The sequence below is a fragment of the Paenibacillus tuaregi genome (genome assembly GCF_900086655.1).
Classification (GTDB): domain Bacteria; phylum Bacillota; class Bacilli; order Paenibacillales; family Paenibacillaceae; genus Fontibacillus; species Fontibacillus tuaregi.
On the sequence record NZ_LT575476.1, the window covers coordinates 1,120,669 to 1,139,898 of the forward strand.

General features: G+C 48.0%; 21 protein-coding genes. 15 read left to right on the plus strand and 6 right to left on the minus strand.

Annotated features, from left to right (window positions below):
- Window positions 1–11: 11 nt before the first annotated feature.
- From BN6628_RS05090 to BN6628_RS05105, 4 genes are all read left to right on the plus strand, one after another.
- A complete protein-coding gene (locus tag BN6628_RS05090; RefSeq protein WP_068615170.1) occupies window positions 12–587 on the plus strand; it encodes a DUF1572 family protein in 576 nt (191 codons plus the stop codon).
- A 446-nt stretch (window positions 588–1,033) separates the two neighbouring features.
- Window positions 1,034–1,450: a DUF2500 domain-containing protein gene (locus tag BN6628_RS05095; protein ID WP_068615173.1), complete on the plus strand. Its 417-nt coding sequence runs from the start codon at window positions 1,034–1,036 to the stop codon at window positions 1,448–1,450.
- Window positions 1,443–1,901 (plus strand): GNAT family N-acetyltransferase, encoded by a 459-nt coding sequence (locus BN6628_RS05100; protein ID WP_068615179.1) that lies wholly within the window; start codon window positions 1,443–1,445, stop codon window positions 1,899–1,901. The genes BN6628_RS05095 and BN6628_RS05100 overlap by 8 nt, the downstream gene beginning before the upstream one ends.
- A gap of 96 nt (window positions 1,902–1,997) precedes the next feature.
- Window positions 1,998–2,558 (plus strand): GNAT family N-acetyltransferase, encoded by a 561-nt coding sequence (locus tag BN6628_RS05105; protein ID WP_068615183.1) that lies wholly within the window; start codon window positions 1,998–2,000, stop codon window positions 2,556–2,558.
- Between the two features lie 8 nt (window positions 2,559–2,566).
- Here the strand turns inward: BN6628_RS05105 and BN6628_RS05110 are convergent, their stop codons facing one another.
- Entirely contained in the window at window positions 2,567–3,346 is a 780-nt protein-coding gene (locus BN6628_RS05110; RefSeq protein WP_235847581.1) for a YqcI/YcgG family protein, read from the minus strand.
- A gap of 150 nt (window positions 3,347–3,496) precedes the next feature.
- Between BN6628_RS05110 and BN6628_RS05115 the strand changes: the two genes are divergently transcribed.
- Window positions 3,497–3,865: a hypothetical protein gene (locus BN6628_RS05115; RefSeq protein ID WP_148449259.1), complete on the plus strand. Its 369-nt coding sequence runs from the start codon at window positions 3,497–3,499 to the stop codon at window positions 3,863–3,865.
- Window positions 3,866–4,014: 149 nt separating this feature from the next.
- Here the strand turns inward: BN6628_RS05115 and BN6628_RS05120 are convergent, their stop codons facing one another.
- The 3 genes from BN6628_RS05120 to BN6628_RS05130 all read right to left on the minus strand — a co-directional run bounded on the left by BN6628_RS05120 (window position 4,015) and on the right by BN6628_RS05130 (window position 7,770).
- Window positions 4,015–4,386: a rhodanese-like domain-containing protein gene (locus BN6628_RS05120; RefSeq protein ID WP_082927081.1), complete on the minus strand. Its 372-nt coding sequence runs from the start codon at window positions 4,384–4,386 to the stop codon at window positions 4,015–4,017.
- An 88-nt stretch (window positions 4,387–4,474) separates the two neighbouring features.
- Window positions 4,475–5,395, minus strand: coding sequence for a cysteine synthase A (gene cysK / locus BN6628_RS05125; RefSeq protein WP_068615191.1), 921 nt, complete (start codon window positions 5,393–5,395; stop codon window positions 4,475–4,477).
- A gap of 422 nt (window positions 5,396–5,817) precedes the next feature.
- Window positions 5,818–7,770 (minus strand): ABC-F family ATP-binding cassette domain-containing protein, encoded by a 1,953-nt coding sequence (locus tag BN6628_RS05130; RefSeq protein WP_068615194.1) that lies wholly within the window; start codon window positions 7,768–7,770, stop codon window positions 5,818–5,820.
- 247 nt (window positions 7,771–8,017) lie between these two features.
- Here BN6628_RS05130 and BN6628_RS05135 point away from each other — a divergent pair, with 247 nt between their 5' ends.
- The 7 genes from BN6628_RS05135 to groL all read left to right on the plus strand — a co-directional run bounded on the left by BN6628_RS05135 (window position 8,018) and on the right by groL (window position 13,365).
- A complete protein-coding gene (locus tag BN6628_RS05135) occupies window positions 8,018–8,650 on the plus strand; it encodes a 5-formyltetrahydrofolate cyclo-ligase (protein ID WP_068615197.1) in 633 nt (210 codons plus the stop codon).
- A 62-nt stretch (window positions 8,651–8,712) separates the two neighbouring features.
- Window positions 8,713–9,180 (plus strand): cyclic pyranopterin monophosphate synthase MoaC, encoded by a 468-nt coding sequence (gene moaC / locus BN6628_RS05140; RefSeq protein ID WP_068615200.1) that lies wholly within the window; start codon window positions 8,713–8,715, stop codon window positions 9,178–9,180.
- 39 nt (window positions 9,181–9,219) lie between these two features.
- Window positions 9,220–9,705 (plus strand): MogA/MoaB family molybdenum cofactor biosynthesis protein, encoded by a 486-nt coding sequence (locus BN6628_RS05145; protein ID WP_068615203.1) that lies wholly within the window; start codon window positions 9,220–9,222, stop codon window positions 9,703–9,705.
- 81 nt (window positions 9,706–9,786) lie between these two features.
- Window positions 9,787–10,014: a twin-arginine translocase TatA/TatE family subunit gene (gene tatA, locus BN6628_RS05150; protein WP_068615207.1), complete on the plus strand. Its 228-nt coding sequence runs from the start codon at window positions 9,787–9,789 to the stop codon at window positions 10,012–10,014.
- Between the two features lie 320 nt (window positions 10,015–10,334).
- The gene (gene tatC, locus BN6628_RS05155; RefSeq protein ID WP_068615210.1) at window positions 10,335–11,096 is read left to right on the plus strand and encodes a twin-arginine translocase subunit TatC; all 762 of its coding nucleotides are present in this window, start codon (window positions 10,335–10,337) and stop codon (window positions 11,094–11,096) included.
- Window positions 11,097–11,366: 270 nt separating this feature from the next.
- Window positions 11,367–11,648, plus strand: coding sequence for a co-chaperone GroES (groES, locus tag BN6628_RS05160; protein ID WP_068615212.1), 282 nt, complete (start codon window positions 11,367–11,369; stop codon window positions 11,646–11,648).
- Between the two features lie 97 nt (window positions 11,649–11,745).
- The gene (groL, locus tag BN6628_RS05165) at window positions 11,746–13,365 is read left to right on the plus strand and encodes a chaperonin GroEL (RefSeq protein ID WP_068615214.1); all 1,620 of its coding nucleotides are present in this window, start codon (window positions 11,746–11,748) and stop codon (window positions 13,363–13,365) included.
- Between the two features lie 528 nt (window positions 13,366–13,893).
- Here the strand turns inward: groL and BN6628_RS05170 are convergent.
- Complete coding sequence (locus tag BN6628_RS05170) at window positions 13,894–14,763, minus strand: AraC family transcriptional regulator (protein ID WP_068615217.1); 870 nt, start codon at window positions 14,761–14,763, stop codon at window positions 13,894–13,896.
- 543 nt (window positions 14,764–15,306) lie between these two features.
- On the opposite strand from BN6628_RS05170, the gene melA reads away from it, so the two are divergent.
- On the plus strand, window positions 15,307–16,608 hold the full coding sequence (gene melA, locus BN6628_RS05175; protein ID WP_068615220.1) for an alpha-glucosidase/alpha-galactosidase: 1,302 nt from the start codon (window positions 15,307–15,309) through the stop codon (window positions 16,606–16,608).
- Window positions 16,609–16,974: 366 nt separating this feature from the next.
- Here the strand turns inward: melA and BN6628_RS05180 are convergent, their stop codons facing one another.
- A complete protein-coding gene (locus tag BN6628_RS05180; protein ID WP_068615223.1) occupies window positions 16,975–17,853 on the minus strand; it encodes a cation diffusion facilitator family transporter in 879 nt (292 codons plus the stop codon).
- A gap of 187 nt (window positions 17,854–18,040) precedes the next feature.
- Here BN6628_RS05180 and BN6628_RS05185 point away from each other — a divergent pair, with 187 nt between their 5' ends.
- Both BN6628_RS05185 and BN6628_RS05190 read left to right on the plus strand, forming a co-directional pair.
- Entirely contained in the window at window positions 18,041–18,265 is a 225-nt protein-coding gene (locus BN6628_RS05185) for a hypothetical protein (protein ID WP_068615226.1), read from the plus strand.
- 129 nt (window positions 18,266–18,394) lie between these two features.
- Window positions 18,395–19,069, plus strand: a complete 675-nt coding sequence (locus BN6628_RS05190; protein ID WP_068615230.1) for a Na-translocating system protein MpsC family protein — start codon at window positions 18,395–18,397, stop codon at window positions 19,067–19,069.
- Window positions 19,070–19,230 lie beyond the last annotated feature (161 nt).

The following is a 19,230-nucleotide window of genomic DNA, read 5'->3' on the forward strand; positions in this document are numbered from 1 at the left end:
GGGAGACAACGATGAATGGTGAAGTCTATTTGAAAAGCATGAGAAACCAGTTCTTATACTACAAGACACTTGGAGAGAAGGCGATGGATCAGCTGGAGCCTGAGCAGCTGTTCACGACGTATAATACCGACACGAACAGCATCGCCACTATAGTTAAACATCTTAGCGGCAATATGCTGTCCAGATGGACCAATTTTTTGGCAGAGGACGGCGAGAAGCCTTGGAGAGACAGGGATAGTGAATTTGAGCAGGATATCATCGTGGACCGGGAAGGACTTATGGAGAAATGGGAAAAAGGGTGGAGCTGTCTGTTTGAGGCTCTGGACCCGCTCCGTCCTGAACAGCTGTCAGATATCGTCTATATTCGCAATGAAGGACATACGGTGATGGAGGCCATCAACCGGCAGCTCGCGCACTATTGCTACCATGTTGGACAGATCATCTACGCATCCAAGCTGCTTAAGCATGACGACTGGACCAGTCTGTCGGTCCCTAAGAACAGCTCGAAGTCCTATAATGCGGCGAAGTTCTCTGAAGAGAGAACGATCCGTAATTTTACGGAGGAAGAGTTGAAGAGATTGAAATAGTATACGGTTAACACAGGATGCTGTTGTAACCTCATAAGAACCGAGGCCATCTCTAGGGCTTCGGTTTTTCTTTTTTAATAAAATTTATGCGGATTCCGGCAAATGCCGTATTTTTGCAGCAGGCAAAGAGAGAAGTTCAGCTTATTTAGAAGCTCTGCTATAGGCGCGCTTAATTAATTATTATTTTGTAAGCTGGAGATTACAAGTTTCGGGATTAGTTGTATAATTATGGAAAATGGTATAGAGTAGAATTCCAACCTATTTAAATCGTAGATGAAAAACTAGGAAGAAAAGGAGTGAGCCCTAGTGTCGACTCAAATCCTCGGATCTCCGGGCCTGTATAGTTAAGGACGGCGGTGTACGAAGATATAGGCATGAGGAAACTTTGAGAGACGGGAACTATAAGTCTGTATAGAACTAATATAATGACAGAAAGGCTGGGAGCCATGGATAGATTTGACGGGTTTGGCGGACCTGAAGCTTTTTTTGAATTTTTGATTGGTGTTCCGATGTGGGTGAAGGTGGCAGGTGTCATTTTGCTGGTTGTCGTCATAGCCATATTTGCTTATGCTATTATCAAAGGTTTGATGGTTTGGTCTGCCAATAACAAAAACCGTTTACTCATGAAGTACGCGGTAGTCTCGTCCAAGAGGACGGAGATGCATGGGACGGGTTCCGGGCCTTATACGCCCCGCTATTTCATCACGTTTGAACTGGAGGATGGGCGAAAGCTGGAATTTCGGATGGCGGCAAGAGAGTATGCCATACTAAAGGAGAAGGATGAAGGCGAGATCACCTACCAGGGTGGTGTCTTTAAAAATTTCAATCGGAGAATAAAAGGAGAGTACAAGCAGCATGGATAACTCTATAATTGTGTGTCAGGCTACGATCAGGGATTTGGATTTAGTAGCGGAATTATTTAATGAATACAGGGTGTTTTATGGGCAGGTTTCAGACTTGCAAGGCGCCCGGGACTTTCTGTTTGAGCGGTTCGAGCACCAGGAGTCCGTGATACTCTATGCGAAGGAAGCAGCTTCGGGTAGACCGGCTGGTTTTACACAGCTGTATCCGCTCTTCTCATCCATTTCCATGCAGCGGCTGCTGCTGCTCAATGATCTGTATGTCGCCCCGCAGTACCGTCGTAACGGGGTAGGGCAGTTGTTGATGGACGAAGCCAAGCAGTATGCCAAGCTGGTGCGTGCCAAAGGCATTCAGTTATCCACCGGTGTGGAGAATCAAACAGCCCAGTCGCTGTACGAACGAAATGGTTATGTCCGAGATTTAGTGTATTATCATTACTTTCTTGCTATATGATGATACTTAAGCGATATAAGACCCCTTTAATCTTTTTTTGGACTCCTTACATATATAGGGATTTCTCTATAAAAATTATAGTAAACCGAGGATAACATGTTTAGAGAAAAAGTAACTTCAGAGAGATTAATTCTGCGCGTGGTGGATGAGAGCTATGCCCCTCGTATTCTTGAATTTGTAATCCGCAACAAGGAGCATTTGGCTGAGTGGGAACCCGCAAGAGAGACGGAGTATTACACGCTGGCCTACCAGCGGCAGCTGATTATGGGCGACATGCGAAATATGGCCGGAGGTCAATTATATAAGCTGTGGATGTTCAAGTCGGATCAGCCGGATTCCCCGGTAATCGGCTCTATCTCGCTTAGTAATATCGCCCGGGGCGCGTTTCTATCCTGTCATATGGGATACCGGCTGGATGCGGCTGAGCTTAATCAGGGTTATATGACGGAAGCCGTGCGGTGTGTGGCTGATCTGGCCTTCCGGGAATTGGGCCTTCACCGGATTGAAGCTAATATCATGCCCCGTAATGAGGCGTCCTTAAGCGTCGTCCGCAAGTGCGGGTTCCAACCTGAAGGATTGGCCCGGAAGTATCTCTGCATCAACGGAAAATGGGAGGACCATATTCATATGGTCCTCCTGAATGAAGCAATGGAGTAATTACATAGCTAGGATGTTCCCTGTCCTTCAGAAGCATGGGATTTCTTCTGTGTGTGCCTGGAGAAGGGGCATGAGGGGGCGGAGCTGTGGTCATCTCTGAGGAAGTACTGCTTCCACTCATAATTGTCCATCTCACCATACAGTTTCAGATCCGGGTGGGAAGAGATCGTATCATAGGCTTCAAGTCTCTGCCGGATCAACGGCTTCATGGTTTCAGCCTGCTTCGGAACCTTATTGAACTCTACGAGTACCCATCGCGGGGTCAAAGCGAGCATGAAATAAGGAAAATATCTGCTCTGCCGGTTTACATGTGAGGGTGTTGCACAATAGACGAAATAGGATTCGCCATGAAGACAATATTCCCAGAAGTGGTGCGAAGGCTCTGTAGGAATATGTGCTGGCCAATCCAGGGTGTCTTCACCACTGGTCCGGCTTAACAGATCCCAGAACAGGGACTCGTAATGTTCTACGGAGGAATGGTGTCTCAGATCATCAGGAGTATGGAAGAACAAGATAAGTGAGGTATATTTACCGAACTGTCTCGAGTTATCTGTAAATTGCCTTACAAGTTCGGACACCGCTGCCGGGGCTTCGCTGCTGCGGGGATCTGGCACGAACCCGTATTTCAGGTGATTGTGGGCAAATCCGAGAGTCGCTGGGATGCAAGGGAACTTATCCTCCCGGTTTGTCATTTTGGCGGCGAACGCCTGATAGGCGGCAACCTTCCAGTCCTCCTTCGGGACATAGTGATCCTCCAGATTGGCTTTGTCATAAAGCATCATCTGCATCACTCCTTCTCCCCCAGCTTATTAGGCACAGCAGGTTTAGGTGACTGTCCATATAGGACTACAGCAATCATGTACATATTCTTATTTCACATAGCTGGTAAAGTATAGAACAAGAAGATGGATCCACAGGAGGAAGAGAGGTCTTGAATCATGACGATAATACTTATGACACTGATTTTTGTGGGAGCCGTGGTTGTTCCTTTAATTATAATTGAGGTCAACCGAAGAAGAGAGATCACCTCGGAGTTCAATCAGCAGTTTTTCGGTTACAGCTGTCTGACGCTGGGGATGCAGGTCGTCTTTCTGCTTTTGTTTCTGACCGATAAACTGCAAGGACTTGGCATGTGGGCGCATGCGATCTGGTGGTGGATTGTCCTCTCAGGCCTTTATGTGGCTGTGGTGGGGATTTGGAAGAAAACTAGGAATCGCAAGAACGTCGTTTTGTTTCTCTTAACGGGGGGAATCAGTGTGATTCTGGGCATCTTGTATTTGCTAGGGGTATTAATTACGAGCATGTAGGAAGGAGAGAGTCAAGAATCTGAAGTTCACTTGCTCTCCATCGCTCTTAATCTTTGAACCTGAACGGCCATTCATTGGTATGGTCATTAAAAATAGCCCTGCCGTTCCCTGAGTGGGGGCGTGCAGGGCTGCTCTATATCAGCCAGTTATTAAGATTGACGCTCCAGCCGGTCGGCATCAAATTGTTCAATTACATTCTCTGGGCCGGTCACGACCTCCTTGTCCCAGTTCAACATGCCGCCTTCGTAGTTATGAACCTTCGGGAAGCCTTGGCTTTGAAAGAAGCGTGCAACCTCGTAACTCCGTCCTCCGCTGCGGCAGACAAAGACATATTCGCGCTCCTTGTCAAAATCCTGCAGGTAAGCAGCGATTTCCCCCATTGGAATCAATGGAATACCAGGGATGTGCCCCGCGGTATATTCGTCAACCTCCCGTACATCAATGACTAGAGCCCGCCTTTCATCGTCATGCAGAATCTCGTACAGTTCCTCCCGGTCCACATGGGACACGCCGTAAATCATCTTGCTCACTATATTCTCCACCCTTCTGCTGAAAGTGTACCTGAGCGATATCAGGTTGAATTATCGGTTTATCATCGTTCATATTGGATCAAAAGATGTCCATGCTCAGATAACGCTCACCTGTATCCGGTGCTATACATAAAATACGTTTGCCCCGGCCGAGCTTTCGGGCCAGCTGGACAGCAGTCCATACGGTGGCTCCGGCTGAGGGTCCGACTAGAATTCCCTCCTGGCTTGCCAGCTTACGTGTGGTCTCCAGAGCGTCCTCGTCCGCAACCTGCACAATCTCGTCGTAAACATCAGTATTCAGAATGGAAGGGACGAACCCGGGGCTTGTACCTACCAGCTTATGCGGGCCTGGCTCTCCGCCGGATAGAACGGGTGATCCCTTGGGCTCAACCACATAAATCTGGATTCTGGGGAGCTTCTCCCGGAGCACTTCCCCTGTTCCTGTTATGGTGCCGCCTGTACCGGATGAGGCTACAAACACATCCAGCCGGCCTTCCATCTGCTCAAGTATCTCCATAGCGGTTGTTCCACGGTGGGCATCCGGATTGGCCGGATTCTCGAACTGCTGGGGGATGAAGCTGTCCTGGATTTCCGCCTTCAGCTCAAGCGCTTTCTCGATAGCTCCTGGCATCCGCTTCGCAGCGGGGGTAAGAACTACTTCAGCTCCGTAAGCCTTGAGAATATTGATGCGCTCTTTCGTCATATTATCCGGCATGACCAGGATGGCACGGTAGCCCTTGGCCGCAGCATTCATTGCAAGGCCGATCCCGGTGTTGCCGCTGGTCGGTTCAATGATCGTGGAACCCGGCTTCAGATGTCCTTCTTGTTCAGCGCGGAGAATCATATGATAAGCCGCTCTGTCCTTCACACTGCGGCTGGGATTGAAATATTCGAGTTTGACATAAACCTCGGCATCCTCTGGCCCAACAAGTCGGCCAAGCTTTACAGCCGGCGTATCACCGATCAGTTCCGTGATGCTGTTCACTATTTTCCCGGACATCGTAAGCCCGCCTTTCTTGGATAGTATGGTTTATCTTAGACGATGAATTGGTCCGTGGGCAAGATACATGAATTAAACCCTGCTAAACACACATATAGGACAAAAGTCGTGGTTGTCAAGATGTGGACAAGGTTATCCACAGTTTACCTGAATAATGTGTATAAAATGTTGAAACCCTTACCCAGATTCACTTTACATGAATCATGAAAAAGGGGACAAGATTTTCACAATTCAATGTGCAAACTGTGGATAATGTGGATAATCCAGTGGATAATCACAGGCTAAGTGAGTAAGGACGGGTGAAAAACTAGCAAAACAGGCCGTTTGGATAAGGACATATTTCTTAATTGTGTGGATAAGGCTGTGTATAAGTTAACCCGATTGTAAGCCTGATATAAAAAATATATTTAATGACGCTGTCATTAAGCCTCAGCAAGAAGTTGCTCCCATTCGGTATAGGCCGCGGCCAGCTGGTTCTTGAGGCCATCAATCTTCGCCTGCCGTTCCTGCACGGCCATATAGTCCTGATAAACCTCAGGAAGAGCGAGCTCGGCCTCAAGTTCCGAGATACTGTCCTCATGATTGGCAATCAACTGTTCAAGTTGATCGATACGGCGCTGCCGATTGCGTTCCTCACGTTTAGCCTGTTTATCCGCCTCAAAGGACTGGGCACCGCTCTTCGGCTCAGCTGCGGCCTCCTCAGTCTGCTTCTTGGCGGGGGAGGAATTGGCCGCCGCCTTCTCAAGAGCAAGCTCTTCAAGCTCCTGTTTTTTCTCAAGGTAATCGTCGTAGTTGCCAAGATACATCTCTGCTCCGTGCGGGTGCAGTTCCACGATGCGCTCAGCCATTTTGTTCAGGAAGTACCGGTCATGGGAAATAAACAGCAGTGTGCCATCATACTCGATCAGAGCTGCTTCAAGCACCTCTTTGCTATACAAGTCGAGGTGGTTTGTCGGCTCATCCAGGATCAGCACATTAGCTTTGAGCAGCATCAGCTTGGCCAGAGCAACCCTGGCCTTCTCGCCGCCGCTTAAGGCGGAGACCCGCTTGAGCACATCTTCACCACTGAATAGGAAATTGCCGAGCACACTGCGGATTCGCGCCTCTTCAATATGAGGGAACGCACTCCACAGCTCTTCAAGCACCGTATTGCTTGGATTCAGATGGGTCTGCTCCTGGTCATAGTACCCAAGCTTGACCTTGGTTCCCCAGTTGATTCTTCCGGAGGTTGCCTTCAGGTCGCCGGTCAGCATTTTCAGCAGGGTGGACTTGCCGATTCCGTTAGGACCGATCAAGGCAACCGTCTCTCCCCGGCGCAGATCAAAGCTGACATTCTGGAAGAGCGGAGCATCCTTATCGAACGCATAAGCTAATTGTTCAACCTGCAGTACTTCCTTGCCAGACATGATCTCCGCTTCGAAGGAGAAGTTGGCCTTCTTCAGATCCCCCTGCGGCCGGTCCAGTACTTCCATTCGGTCCAGCGCTTTGCGGCGGCTCTGTGCCCGCTTGGTGGTCGATGCGCGGACAATGTTCTTCTGAATGAAGTCCTCCAGCCTTGCGATCTCGTCCTGCTGCTTCTCGTATTGCTTGAGCTGGCTCTCATATTCCGCAGCCTTCAGTTCAATGAACCGGCTGTAGTTCCCGGTGTAGCGTTTGGATTGGTGACGTTCGATCTCCACAATGGCAGTGACCAGCCGGTCCAGAAAGTACCGGTCATGGGAGACGATCAGAAGGGCGCCTGAATAGCTTCTTAGGTAATCCTCCAGCCAGGTCAGCGTCTGGATGTCCAAATGGTTCGTCGGCTCATCCAGCATCAGCAGATCGGGAGCCTGAAGCAGAATGCGGGCGAGAGCCAGACGAGTCTTCTGTCCGCCGCTCAGTGTGGATATCCGGGTCTCCGGAGGAAAAGTGCCAAATCCCATGCCGTGAAGCACACTGCGGATTCGCGTCTCCATCTCATAGCCGCCGTGGTCCTTGAACCAGTCGGACTTACGCGCGTAACGCTCAAGCAGGTCTTCAAACGCCTTCTCATTCGCCGCGGTTTCCGGACTCGCGATCTCCAGCTCCATCTGGCGCAGTTCCGCCTCAGTCTCAATCAGAGGTGAGAACACATTCAGCATCTCTTCCCAGATGGTCCGGTCTGAATGAAGTCCGCTATTCTGGGCAAGATATCCGATTGTTGTCTCTTTAGCTTTGAAAATTTGTCCACTGTCATAAGACATTTCTCCGGCTAGGATTTGAAGCAGGGTGGATTTGCCGGCCCCGTTTACACCGACCAGACCAATCCGGTCACGCTCCAGCACCTGCAGCCCGATGCCTTCTAATATATGTGTCGTTCCATATGATTTTCTGATATCTGTAGCTTGAAGCAGCATAACTTGTATATCCTCCATAGTCTAATAGCAGCCTTGCGTGCTGCCCAGGGGTTCTTATTTCTAGTTTACATGAAACCCTATGCAAATGCACCGGATACTCCCGGATCTTCGGGGACGATGGCGCTTTGTTCAAGTTTTCATTTTGGCGGAACAGTGATAAACTAAAGGGAGATATTTGGCGCATGAATGAAATTTTCCTTGCGGACCGGCGTCAACCTAAGCATTTCGAAAGACAGGTGCTACGAACTTGGATATACCTGAATTAAAAAGAGAGCTTCGTGAGCGCATGCTTCGCATCCGTGAGGCTGTTCCCGAAATCTCCAGAACTAAGCAGGCTGAGTCAGCAAGCCTCCTGGCCGAGGAGCAGCTGCTATCCCGGCTTCGGGCGGACAAGCCAGGCGGGAGACTTGTGGTGTTCAGCTATCTGTCTTTTCGGGACGAGCCCTCTACCCTGCCTTTGATTCGAAGCTGCTGGCACCATGGAGACCGTGTTCTTATTCCACGTATAACGGGGAAGTCTTCAATGAGTCTGCATGAGATTAAGAGCGAACGCGATTATTCACCAGGTTCTTGGGGGATTCCTGAGCCTGAAGATCACCTTCCGGTTTGGCCGGTTGAACAGTACCAGGAGATTGATCTGGTTCTCGTTCCGGGACTTGCTTATGATCGGAAAGGCGGAAGAATCGGCTTTGGGGCCGGTTATTACGACCGGTTTATGGAACAGCTTACGCGGCAATTGCAGGGGGTACGTAAGCCAGTGCTGGCGGCACTCGCCTTGCAGGAGCAGCTGGTTCCCGAGGTTCCGATGGAGATGCATGATTTTAAGTTGGACCTGCTCTTTACAGCTGACGGTGTGATACGGATTGCGCAAGCGGTTTGAAGCATAAATGAAGATAAAAGGTTGGGAGAATATTGACGGATTCTGCATCAGATCAGGCAAAAATGACCCACTTCAATGAACAGGGCCGGGCAAGAATGGTCGATATCTCGGAGAAAGCGGTCACGGCCCGGACAGCGGTGGCGGTTACGAAGGTCACGATGCTGCCTTCGACTTTGCTAGCCATCAAGGAGGGCAAGGTAGGCAAGGGTGATGTCCTCGCTGTAGCCCAGGTTGCTGGAATTCAGGCGGCTAAGCGGACTTCAGACTGGATTCCGATGTGCCACCCGCTGCCATTGACAGGTGTGAATCTTATGTTCTCTGATAACGGACATGATGAGTTATATATAGAGGCTTCAGTGAAGACCGAAGGCAAGACCGGGGTCGAGATGGAGGCGCTCACTTGCGTGTCGGCAGCTGCTCTGACGGTATATGATATGTGCAAGGCGCTGCAGAAAGATATGATTATTGGCCCGACTCTTTTAAAGTCCAAGACTGGCGGGAAGAGCGGCGATTATAACCTCGGGGTATAGACAGATAAATGTTCCAATTCGGATAAGGAGGGTGACTTCATGGTATGGAAAACAGCGATCTTGACGGCTAGCGACAAGGGAGCCAGAGGCGAACGTGAAGATACGAGCGCCCAGGTTATCCGGGAACTGGTCGAGGAAGAACTGGGCGGAGAAATTGTGGAATACCGCATCGTTCCTGACGAACAGGATGAAATTATTGCCGCTCTCATTGAGATGACGGACTATTTCCAGGCGAACCTGGTGCTGACCACCGGCGGCACCGAGCTGGCAGCCAGAGACGTGACGCCTGAAGCAACACGGCGCATTATTGAGCGGGAGGTGCCGGGCATGGCGGAAGCCATGCGGGCGAGAGCGATGCAGAAGAACCCTGCGGCAATGCTGTTCCGCGGCGTTGTAGGCATTCGGGGCCGAACCTTGATTGTGAACCTGCCGGGTACGCCCAAAGGGGTTCATGAGAATCTGGCAGCTATTATGGGCCAGCTGCCGGATGCGCTGCTGATGGTGACAGGCCAGTTCCGGTTATAGCGGATGCTTGCTTAGACCTGTCACATAGTTTTTACTTATGATATGATGTGGACATAAGGACAGAACGGAGGAACTAGTCTGATGTCAGCTATTATTATAATCATTATTGCAGCCCTGCTGCTGTTCGGGCCGAACAAGCTGCCGGATCTGGGACGGGCGGTGGGCCGTACCTTCCGTGAATTTAAAGAGGCAACACGGGATATCGTGAGTGATGATGACGAGCCGCAGGTGAAGAAGGTTGAGGCTGCGCCCGTGAAGCCTGTGGAGCAAGCTCAGACACAGCCTGCAGAGCGCAGACTTCCGGAATAATAGACTCCTTCCCGAAGGAAGGAGTTTTTTTCAAGACTTCTTTATGATATAAAATGAACTTTAGAATTAACTTGATCTCAGGAGAGAGGCCGAGTGATTCTGAAGAAGCGGTGCGTCCTAGAGGTGTGTAACCTTCATAAGTTCATTTTATTAGTACCTTCTTAAGGCTCGTATATTTGAGCAGGAGCTAGTAGGAGTTAGACCGCGGGAATGGCTGCTTCCTATAAAAGGGGAGGAACCTAAAGACCTCGTGAACCGGCACCGGGAGGTGCTTTTATTTTGTCTGGTTATGCTGAAGATAGACAGGAGGGCGGCGTTAAATGCCTGAGGAACAGGAAGGAATGTCGGTAGTTGATCATTTGGCGGAGCTTCGCAAGCGCTTGTTCGTCACGCTGCTGCTGTTTGCTGTGGTGCTTGTCGGCGGTTTTTTTGTGGCGCACCCGGTATATGATTATTTGACCGTACAAGGACCTAAGGGATTGGAACTGAAGCTGAACGCCTTCTCTTTCTGGGACGGGGTCAATGTGTACATGAAGCTGGCCTTGATTGTTGCCCTTGCGGTGACACTGCCGTTTACCATATATCAGATTTGGGCGTTTGTGAGCCCTGGACTTAAGCCGAAGGAGCGCCGGGCCACACTGAAATATATCCCTTTTGTGTTTATTTGCTTTTTGGCTGGTGTCGCGTTTGGTTATTTCGTGGTGTTCCCGCTGGCGATGTCCTTCACCACCAGTCTAAATAAGCAGCTCGGATTGGTTGAGACCTACGGGATCGCGGATTATTTCAAGTTCATGATGAATATTATCCTGCCGATCTCGCTGCTGTTTGAGCTGCCGATCGTAGTGCTGTTTCTGACGCAGATACGGCTGCTTAATCCCAAACGTCTGAAGAAGATGCGCCGGGTTGCGTATTTCGCGCTGGTCGTCGTTTCGGTTATGATTACGCCGCCGGACTTCTTCTCAGCGTTCCTGGTGCTGGTTCCGATGATTCTGCTGTATGAGTTCAGCGTTATGCTGTCGGGCAGGCTGTATCGCAAACAGCAGGCTGCCGAGGCGCTGCGGAAAGCTGAATATGATCTTTAATTATGCAAGCCCCTGGCTCGTAGCTTCCAAAGCTTATGAGCCAAGGGGCTTTTTTGCGAATTCCTCTATATAAAAGGAATATTTAAGCTGTGGAAGGGATAGGATGAAAGAGGCGTGTCCAAGAAAAAAATGGTCGCAGGGACTTGAAATCTTACGCGAGTTTGAGTATTATAAAGTTGGCTGTTAGCACTACACGAAGTTGAGTGCTAACAAAACAAACATAGAGTATTCAGCAAAACCAACATAACTAATTTAAGGAGGCTATTTTTCATGATCAGACCTTTGGGTGAACGCGTATTGGTAGAACCGATTGAACAAAACGAAACAACCTCTTTCGGGATTGTGCTCCCGGACACTGCCAAGGAGAAGCCGCAGGAAGGCAAAGTTATTGCTGTAGGCAGCGGTTCTGTGAAAGATGGTGTCCATGTAGCTCTTGAAGTGAAAGTGGGCGATGTGGTTCTGTTCTCCAAATATGCAGGAACAGAGCTTAAGTATGAAGGCAAAGAATATTTGATTATGAAAGAAAGCGACATTCACGCAGTTATCGGCTAAGTCAGCCAAATCCTGAACTTGAATATACGCAGTCCAGATTTGCACGATGAATACGGTATGAACCGTATTACCAATATATCAGGGAGGTTTTTGAACAATGGCAAAAGACATTAAATTCAGTGAAGACGCTCGCCGCGCTATGCTTCGCGGGGTTGACGCTTTGGCAAATGCGGTAAAAGTAACCCTCGGTCCAAAAGGACGCAACGTGGTGCTGGAGAAGAAATTCGGAAGCCCGCTCATCACGAATGACGGTGTGACGATCGCCAAGGAAATCGAACTTGAAGATGCGTTCGAGAACATGGGTGCACAGCTCGTTAAAGAAGTAGCTACCAAGACTAACGATGTAGCCGGTGATGGTACAACTACAGCTACCGTTCTTGCTCAAGCCTTGATCCGTGAAGGTCTGAAGAACGTAACTGCAGGTGCAAGCCCAATCGGCCTGCGCAAAGGGATCGACAAAGCGGTTCGCGCGGCTGTAGAAGAGCTGCAAAAGATCTCCAAAACGATTGAAGGCAAGCAGTCTATCGCTCAAGTAGCTGCAATCTCTGCGGCTGACGAAGAAGTGGGCGAACTGATCGCTGAAGCTATGGAGAAAGTTGGCAAAGACGGTGTTATCACTGTTGAAGAATCCCGTGGATTCGCGACTGAGCTTGAAGTGGTTGAAGGTATGCAGTTCGACCGCGGATACATCTCCCCTTATATGATCACCGACACTGACAAAATGGAAGCTGTACTGGATAATCCGTACATCCTCATTACAGATAAGAAGATCAGCAGCACTCAAGAAATTCTGCCAGTGCTTGAGAAGATCGTTCAACAAGCCCGTCCGCTTGTGATCATCGCTGAAGATATCGAAGGCGAAGCTCAAGCTATGCTGATCGTGAACAAACTTCGCGGCACATTCAACGCGGTAGCGGTTAAGGCTCCTGGCTTCGGCGACCGTCGTGAAGCTATGCTGCAAGACATCGCTGCTCTGACTGGTGGTCAAGTGATCACTGAGAAGCTTGGTCTTGATCTGAAGAGCACAAGCATCGAGCAGCTCGGTAACGCCCGTCAAGTGCGCGTAACCAAAGAAGCTACAACGATCGTGGACGGAAGCGGAGACAAGAACGATATCGCAGCTCGCGTAAGCCAAATCCGTGCTCAACTCGAAGAAACCACTTCCGAGTTCGACAAAGAGAAACTGCAAGAGCGCCTGGCTAAACTGGCTGGCGGCGTAGCGGTAATCAAAGTCGGTGCAGCTACTGAAACTGAGCTGAAAGAACGCAAGCTTCGCATCGAGGATGCCCTGAACGCAACCCGCGCTGCGGTTGAAGAAGGTATCGTATCCGGTGGGGGTACAGCGCTTGTGAACGTTTATAACGCGGTTTCCGCTGTTAACGTAACTGGCGACGAGAAGACAGGTGTGAACATCGTGCTTCGCGCTCTGGAAGAGCCAATTCGCACCATCGCAGCTAATGCTGGTGAAGAAGGCTCCGTAATCGTTGAGCGCCTGAAGAAAGAGCAAATCGGCGTAGGTTACAATGCAGCTACTGGCGAATGGGTGAACATGATCGAAGCAGGTATCGTTGACCCTGCCAAGGTTACCCGCTCCGCACTGCAGCACGCTGCATCTGTTGCAGGCCTGTTCCTGACAACTGAAGCCGTGATCGCTGATAAGCCAGAACCAGAAAAACCAGCTATGCCTGACATGGGCGGCATGGGCGGCATGATGTAATAAAGGGTTTAAAAACCCTTGTACAACAGGAGCTGTTGGGTAAGTTACATGGGGTTTGATCAATTTATGACCACATAAGAAACAAATCATAAGCCTCTCAGGAGTTGTGAAAACTTTTGAGAGGCTTTTTTTTCTTGGTTTTGGTGACGTTTAGATAACAACTCTCGGGCTATTTGTTGATAAGAAGTTCAACTTCAATTCGAAAGAATTGCGCAAATGATTATGATATGAGCTGTCGCAAATTTTTTCTCTTGCCGCTGGAGTGGGTCCCTCATCCTGGAGTATTATTTTGCCTGATTCTTTCAAAGGTCTCTATGTAGCGGACTGGGCATTGATGATGGTCGGCAGGACAATCTCTGTTATCCCAGTACTCCTTGTTTATATTGTTGCTCAAAAGCAGCCAAGAACTCTTTTGAAAAGGGGCTTGGCTTCTTGTATATTGAGCGGCTTTTAAAGCCCTGCATATATGAGGAAAAATTACACTTAAAGTTTCATTACTTCGTGATAGCCTACAGCAGGATGTGTGGGCTATTTTACCTGTATCGTTCTCAATTGATCTCTAAATTGGGTTGGCGACTGCCCGGTACTGCTCTTGAACTGTCTTGAGAAATATAACGGGTCTTGAAAGCCGCAGGAAGCTGCCACCTGCTCCACAGTTAGACTAGTATGAAGCAACTCCTTAGCCCTTTCTATACGGATACGCTGGACATACTGCATAGGGGAAAGGCTGGTAATCTGTCTAAATATCTTCGTAAAATGTGTTCGGTGATACCCAAGAGAAGCGGCCAGTTGTCCAATGGATACAGGCAGCATATATTGAGTACGGAACCATTTGACGGCTTGTTCGACTACGCGTTCTGATTCTGTCAATATTCGTGCTGAGGCAGGAATTTTATCCGTGTTCTGGCGAGCGAATTCGGCTAGAAGGAGACGGAGCCAGCCGCCAGCTTCCAGACCCGTTAAAATTTCTCCCGACCGCTTTCCCAGACTTTGCTCAGCTTGTTCGTATATGTAGGCTAAATTTACAGCATCGGCACCTCCTATCACGGGGTTGGACGGCGTAATTCCGATCGTGGCAAGCAGTTCCAGCGCATTTTGTCCTTGTATAGCGATCCAGCGGTATGACCAAGGTTCATTCTCATCGGATTGATAACTGAATAATCCCCCTGGAAAAATAACGAATGTATCTCCCTGACCGATGCGGTATGTATGCCCTTCCCATTCAAATGTCCCCTCACCCTGGTCCACGCTATGAATCAGAATATAATCATGGACAGCAGGCCCAATCTGATGAAGTGGATAAGGTCTAGCAGCACCAACAAACATTACATTCAGCTCATTCTTATAAGGATAGGGGTTAATCTCTACCCTGTACTCATAATGTTCCGGAGTCTCCATGAGTTGTTCAGCCCCTGTCATCAAATTAGTAGGCTACTTGTCTCCAATTGAGCCATTCCTTATGTCAAATACCCATATGTTGATGGTAATATTCCGGTATCTATCGTTATTTGTATTCTATAGTAAAATACATGGAAAGCGTTATCAATAAATAAGATAATTGATTCATGGGCGATGAAATCACGTTATATCAGCACTCGAAACGGCCTGAGTTCGTACAATCATCAAGGAGGATGAAGAAATGTTTAAAAAGTGGTTCGACATGGTTATGACTCTATCCATGCTCATCGTTCTTTTTGAGTGCCTGCAGCGCTAGCAACAGCTCTAAAAAGAGCCGCCAAACCAGCTAAGTTTCTTCGAATGTCATGGGCACATTTTTGAAATATGGAGGGTGAAAGATCTGGTTAGCCGCCTCTTTCAAACGACAAATGTCCATATGTTGATGGCAATGTTCCATGCCCAACGGATCATTAGTGTTTTATAGTTAAGTACATAGAAAGCGTTATCAAGACATGTTGACGTTGTTTAGGAGGCTGAAGCAATATGGATAAAATCGTATTTTTAGGCGCAGGAAGTACAGTTTTTGCAAAAAATGTTCTCGGAGATTGCATGCTCACTCCGGCTCTGCAAGATTTCGAAATTGCTCTGTTCGATATTAATCCTGAGCGGCTCCGGGATTCGGAGACGATGCTGAACAACATTCGTACAACGTCAGGAAGCCGCTGCCGCATTAAGGCATATTCCGACCGGAAGGAAGCGCTGCGCGGGGCCAAGTATATCATTAACGCGATTCAGGTAGGCGGATATGATCCCTGCACAATCACGGATTTTGAAATTCCGAAGAAATATGGACTTCGTCAGACGATTGCCGATACTGTGGGGATAGGGGGGATCTTTCGTAATCTGCGGACGATCCCGGTGCTTGAGCAGTTTGCGGTGGATATCCGCGAGGCATGTCCGGATGCCCTCTTCCTGAATTATACGAATCCCATGGCCGTACTGACCAATTACATGAGTCGTTACGAAGGAGTGAACTCCGTCGGGTTATGCCACAGTGTTCAGGTATGTGTACCACGTCTATTTGAGACTTTAGGTATGGACACGACAGGAGTCAAGACACGTATTGCGGGGATTAATCATATGGCCTGGCTGCTCGAGGCATCCCGGGACGGTGTGGACCTGTATCCGGAAATTAAGCGCAGAGCACTGGAGAAGCAGAGGGAAGGCAAGCATAATGACATGGTAAGATTCGAACTTATGCTGAAATTCGGTTATTATGTCACGGAATCCTCCGAACATAATGCGGAATATCACCCTTATTTTATCAAGAAGAATTATCCGGAACTTATCGATAAATTCAATATTCCACTCGATGAATACCCGCGCCGTTGTGTCGAGCAGATTAAGGGCTGGACCCGGATGAGGGATGAGCTGGTTGGGAATGTGAATCTGGAGCACGAGCGGACTCACGAATATGCTTCATATATCTTGGAGGCCATCGAGACGAATATACCTTTCAAGATTGGCGGGAATGTTCTGAACAACGGTTTGATTACGAATCTGCCACAAGAGGCCTGTGTAGAAGTACCTTGTCTTGTGGACAGAAGCGGAATATCACCAACGTATATAGGTGACCTTCCCCCTCAGCTGGCGGCGCTGAATCGTACCAATATCAACACTCAGCTTCTGACTATTGAAGCGGCCGTGACCAAACGCCGGGAACACATTTATCATGCTGCGATGCTCGATCCACATACAGCAGCAGAATTGTCCATCGATGATATCGTAGCTCTGTGTGATGATTTGATTGAAGCCCACGGCGACTGGCTGCCGGCTTTTTACTAAGCTAACTGCCATACAGCATTGATATGGACGAATGCCAGCTGTATAGCGAAGCTGTGGTCCTTCTCCGAATTATCTTGTATCAGAACTGGAATGGCACCCAGTTGGCGCCAAAAGGGTACATTTCCCGGGCGGATGTTGCAGCAATCATTGAGCGGCTGTTACAAAAATCAGATTTGATTAACTAGAAAAAAATAAAGTAGAAAGGAGGGTGTTCTAAAAGTCATTAACTGACTGAGGGGCGCCCTCTCATTTTTTTGTACAACAAAAAGAAACCGCTCTTTGGTAAAATGGAGGTACCACCCCTCTTTTAATGTTAAATCAACATAAAAATCACACAGAAGCGAATCAGAAATATTGAATAATCTGCTACTCGCTATTTTCCGAATAAGGCTCTACATGAACATGAACATTCATAATGTTATGTTTTTTGGTCATACTCCGTTCAATTTCATCGCTAATCTGATGCCCTTCTACAAGTGACAAGTTCTCGTCAACTAGTACTACAAGATCTACAATGACTTTACTGCCGTAAAACCGCGCTTTAATATCCTTGACTGATTTTACACCTTTTGTTTTTTCAATAATCTCGGTTAAATTCAGCAGTTTAGAACGGTCAAATCCGTCGGTTAAAGAATGAGTGGCCTCTTTAAATATTCCCCAAGCTGTTTTACAGATAATTAATCCAACTATAATAGCACCAACGGGATCAAGCCAAGGCAGCCCGAATTGAGTTCCAAAAATGCCAATTGCAGCTCCTATGCTGACAAGAGCATCAGACCGATTATCCGCTGCGGCTGACATCAGAGCCAGGCTGTTCACCTTTTTTGCCAGTTTGCGGTTATATAAATACACAAAGGCCATACAAGCGGCACTGAACAAAGCCACCCAAGCAGTTACAATATCAGGGGAGGACTCTTTTCCATGCCACAAGGATTGAATGGTTTGAATCAATACTTGTATACCTACTGCAGCCATGATAAATGAAGCGATTAGGGAGGCTACCGTTTCGGCCCGAAAATGCCCATAGGGATGATCCTCATCCGGCGGCTTTTGGGATATCCGAAGACCAACTAGTACGGCAATAGATGCAACAATGTCTGTCATGTTATTTATACCATCAGCCAAAAGTGCCTCTGAACTATATAAATAACCAAAAGTGACCTTTATCCCTGATAGAGCAATGTAAGCGAAAATACTTAACCATGCCCCTTTTTCCCCTTCTTTCATTTCAGAAATGTCAGTCATCTGCTTCTCCTTTGCTGCTAAGTTGTAAGTTATGATAGCAAATGGAAATCGTGTGGGTCTAGAGAAACAGATTTGCATATGCGGCAGAAAGTTAATCCGGGTAAACAAATGCCAACATTTTGATGTTGATAAGCGAACAAACGATCGTATATAATACAAACAAATGTTCTTATTGGAGTGATCGGTTATGGAGCAGCTTGTGCGTAAATATGTTGGTGAACAAGTGGAAATAATATATATCGACAGAGCCGGATCTATTACGCAGCGCCACATTGAGGTGCATGGGATTCGATGCGGGCTTGTTCGGGCAAAATGTTTAAGGAGCGGGCAGCCGCGTGCCTTTCGAGTGGATCGTATTCTGGCTGTACAGCCTGTCCTCGGAAAGAAATCCGTAAGTGGTTTCAGCAAGTAAGCAGTTGGTTTAATTAGCAAGTAACCACCTTCTATTTGCAAGGTATAAGATGTGGTGGTTCTGTACCCGGGGAATTATATTACCTAAATTTTAGTATAAATATTTAGTATCTATAAAAGGTGTGGTAAAATGACTGTAAAAGAAAAGTCAACACTTATAGCAAGCTATACAGGCAAGCTTCTCAGGAACCGCTTCGGCAAGGGTCCTGAGTCTGTCAATGTATCTGTGGATTCCCATGGTATTGCCATACATATCCGAAACTTTATCAGTCCGGTTGAACAATTTCTGCTGGATAAGCAAGAAGAGCAGGCGCTGCGATATACCCGGGAGCTCCTGATGAAGTCTCTGCTGCCCGAATTGTCCGCTTATTTGAAGAACGAGCTGACACTTGAGGTTCAGGAGATGTACTATGATTGGGGATTGCATAATGCGACAGGCATGATTGTGGGCTTGTTCGAACGGCACACGGAAAAGTCGGAATCCTACCCAGGACAGAAGAGCGTGCATGATCATGTGATCCAGGTCAGCGGCAAGGTACAGAAAGAGCCTGTCCATATTGATTCTTGGTGGATGGGGCCAAAGACGTTGATTGTCGTCAGAGAAGGCATCCTGATTCTGATAGAGAAAGAATTCATTGATATGGGATATGAACATATTTTAAAGTCAACCAAGCGCAAGCTGGAGAAGCGGTATTTGGAGCAGAATATAGGTTTTGAGCAGGCTCTAGGTAAGAAAATTTCTGACTTCTATGTAGATTGGGACTTTTCGAATGACCGGAGTGTGATTCTGTATACATTTAAATAACATACATAGGTTGTAATGGGTCAGACATGAGAATGAGCTGAACATAAGCCAAAGAAGGAGTACTCAACTCCTTTTTTGGCTTTTTTACATTTTGAGGTAAAGCTGTTCTTCCTAAAAGTATATTCCATGGTAACAGCCAAGGTAGATGCTTATCTAATAAG

What these genes read in the sequence shown, in the direction of transcription:
- BN6628_RS05110 (WP_235847581.1), bottom strand. Translation starts at nt 3,346, where the DNA reads ATGCAGATGATGCTTTATGACAAAGCCAATCTGGAGGATCACTATGTC.
- cysK (WP_068615191.1), bottom strand. Translation starts at nt 5,395, where the DNA reads ATGTCCGGGAAAATAGTGAACAGCATCACGGAACTGATCGGTGATACG.
- BN6628_RS05095 (WP_068615173.1), top strand. Translation starts at nt 1,034, where the DNA reads ATGGATAGATTTGACGGGTTTGGCGGACCTGAAGCTTTTTTTGAATTT.
- groES (WP_068615212.1), top strand. Translation starts at nt 11,367, where the DNA reads ATGATCAGACCTTTGGGTGAACGCGTATTGGTAGAACCGATTGAACAA.
- BN6628_RS05090 (WP_068615170.1), top strand. Translation starts at nt 12, where the DNA reads ATGAATGGTGAAGTCTATTTGAAAAGCATGAGAAACCAGTTCTTATAC.
- groL (WP_068615214.1), top strand. Translation starts at nt 11,746, where the DNA reads ATGGCAAAAGACATTAAATTCAGTGAAGACGCTCGCCGCGCTATGCTT.
- melA (WP_068615220.1), top strand. Translation starts at nt 15,307, where the DNA reads ATGGATAAAATCGTATTTTTAGGCGCAGGAAGTACAGTTTTTGCAAAA.
- moaC (WP_068615200.1), top strand. Translation starts at nt 8,713, where the DNA reads ATGACCCACTTCAATGAACAGGGCCGGGCAAGAATGGTCGATATCTCG.
- BN6628_RS05185 (WP_068615226.1), top strand. Translation starts at nt 18,041, where the DNA reads ATGGAGCAGCTTGTGCGTAAATATGTTGGTGAACAAGTGGAAATAATA.
- BN6628_RS05190 (WP_068615230.1), top strand. Translation starts at nt 18,395, where the DNA reads ATGACTGTAAAAGAAAAGTCAACACTTATAGCAAGCTATACAGGCAAG.
- BN6628_RS05180 (WP_068615223.1), bottom strand. Translation starts at nt 17,853, where the DNA reads ATGACTGACATTTCTGAAATGAAAGAAGGGGAAAAAGGGGCATGGTTA.
- BN6628_RS05130 (WP_068615194.1), bottom strand. Translation starts at nt 7,770, where the DNA reads ATGCTGCTTCAAGCTACAGATATCAGAAAATCATATGGAACGACACAT.
- BN6628_RS05170 (WP_068615217.1), bottom strand. Translation starts at nt 14,763, where the DNA reads ATGGAGACTCCGGAACATTATGAGTACAGGGTAGAGATTAACCCCTAT.
- BN6628_RS05115 (WP_148449259.1), top strand. Translation starts at nt 3,497, where the DNA reads ATGACGATAATACTTATGACACTGATTTTTGTGGGAGCCGTGGTTGTT.
- BN6628_RS05105 (WP_068615183.1), top strand. Translation starts at nt 1,998, where the DNA reads ATGTTTAGAGAAAAAGTAACTTCAGAGAGATTAATTCTGCGCGTGGTG.
- tatA (WP_068615207.1), top strand. Translation starts at nt 9,787, where the DNA reads ATGTCAGCTATTATTATAATCATTATTGCAGCCCTGCTGCTGTTCGGG.
- BN6628_RS05100 (WP_068615179.1), top strand. Translation starts at nt 1,443, where the DNA reads ATGGATAACTCTATAATTGTGTGTCAGGCTACGATCAGGGATTTGGAT.
- BN6628_RS05145 (WP_068615203.1), top strand. Translation starts at nt 9,220, where the DNA reads ATGGTATGGAAAACAGCGATCTTGACGGCTAGCGACAAGGGAGCCAGA.
- BN6628_RS05120 (WP_082927081.1), bottom strand. Translation starts at nt 4,386, where the DNA reads ATGATTTACGGCGTGTCCCATGTGGACCGGGAGGAACTGTACGAGATT.
- tatC (WP_068615210.1), top strand. Translation starts at nt 10,335, where the DNA reads ATGCCTGAGGAACAGGAAGGAATGTCGGTAGTTGATCATTTGGCGGAG.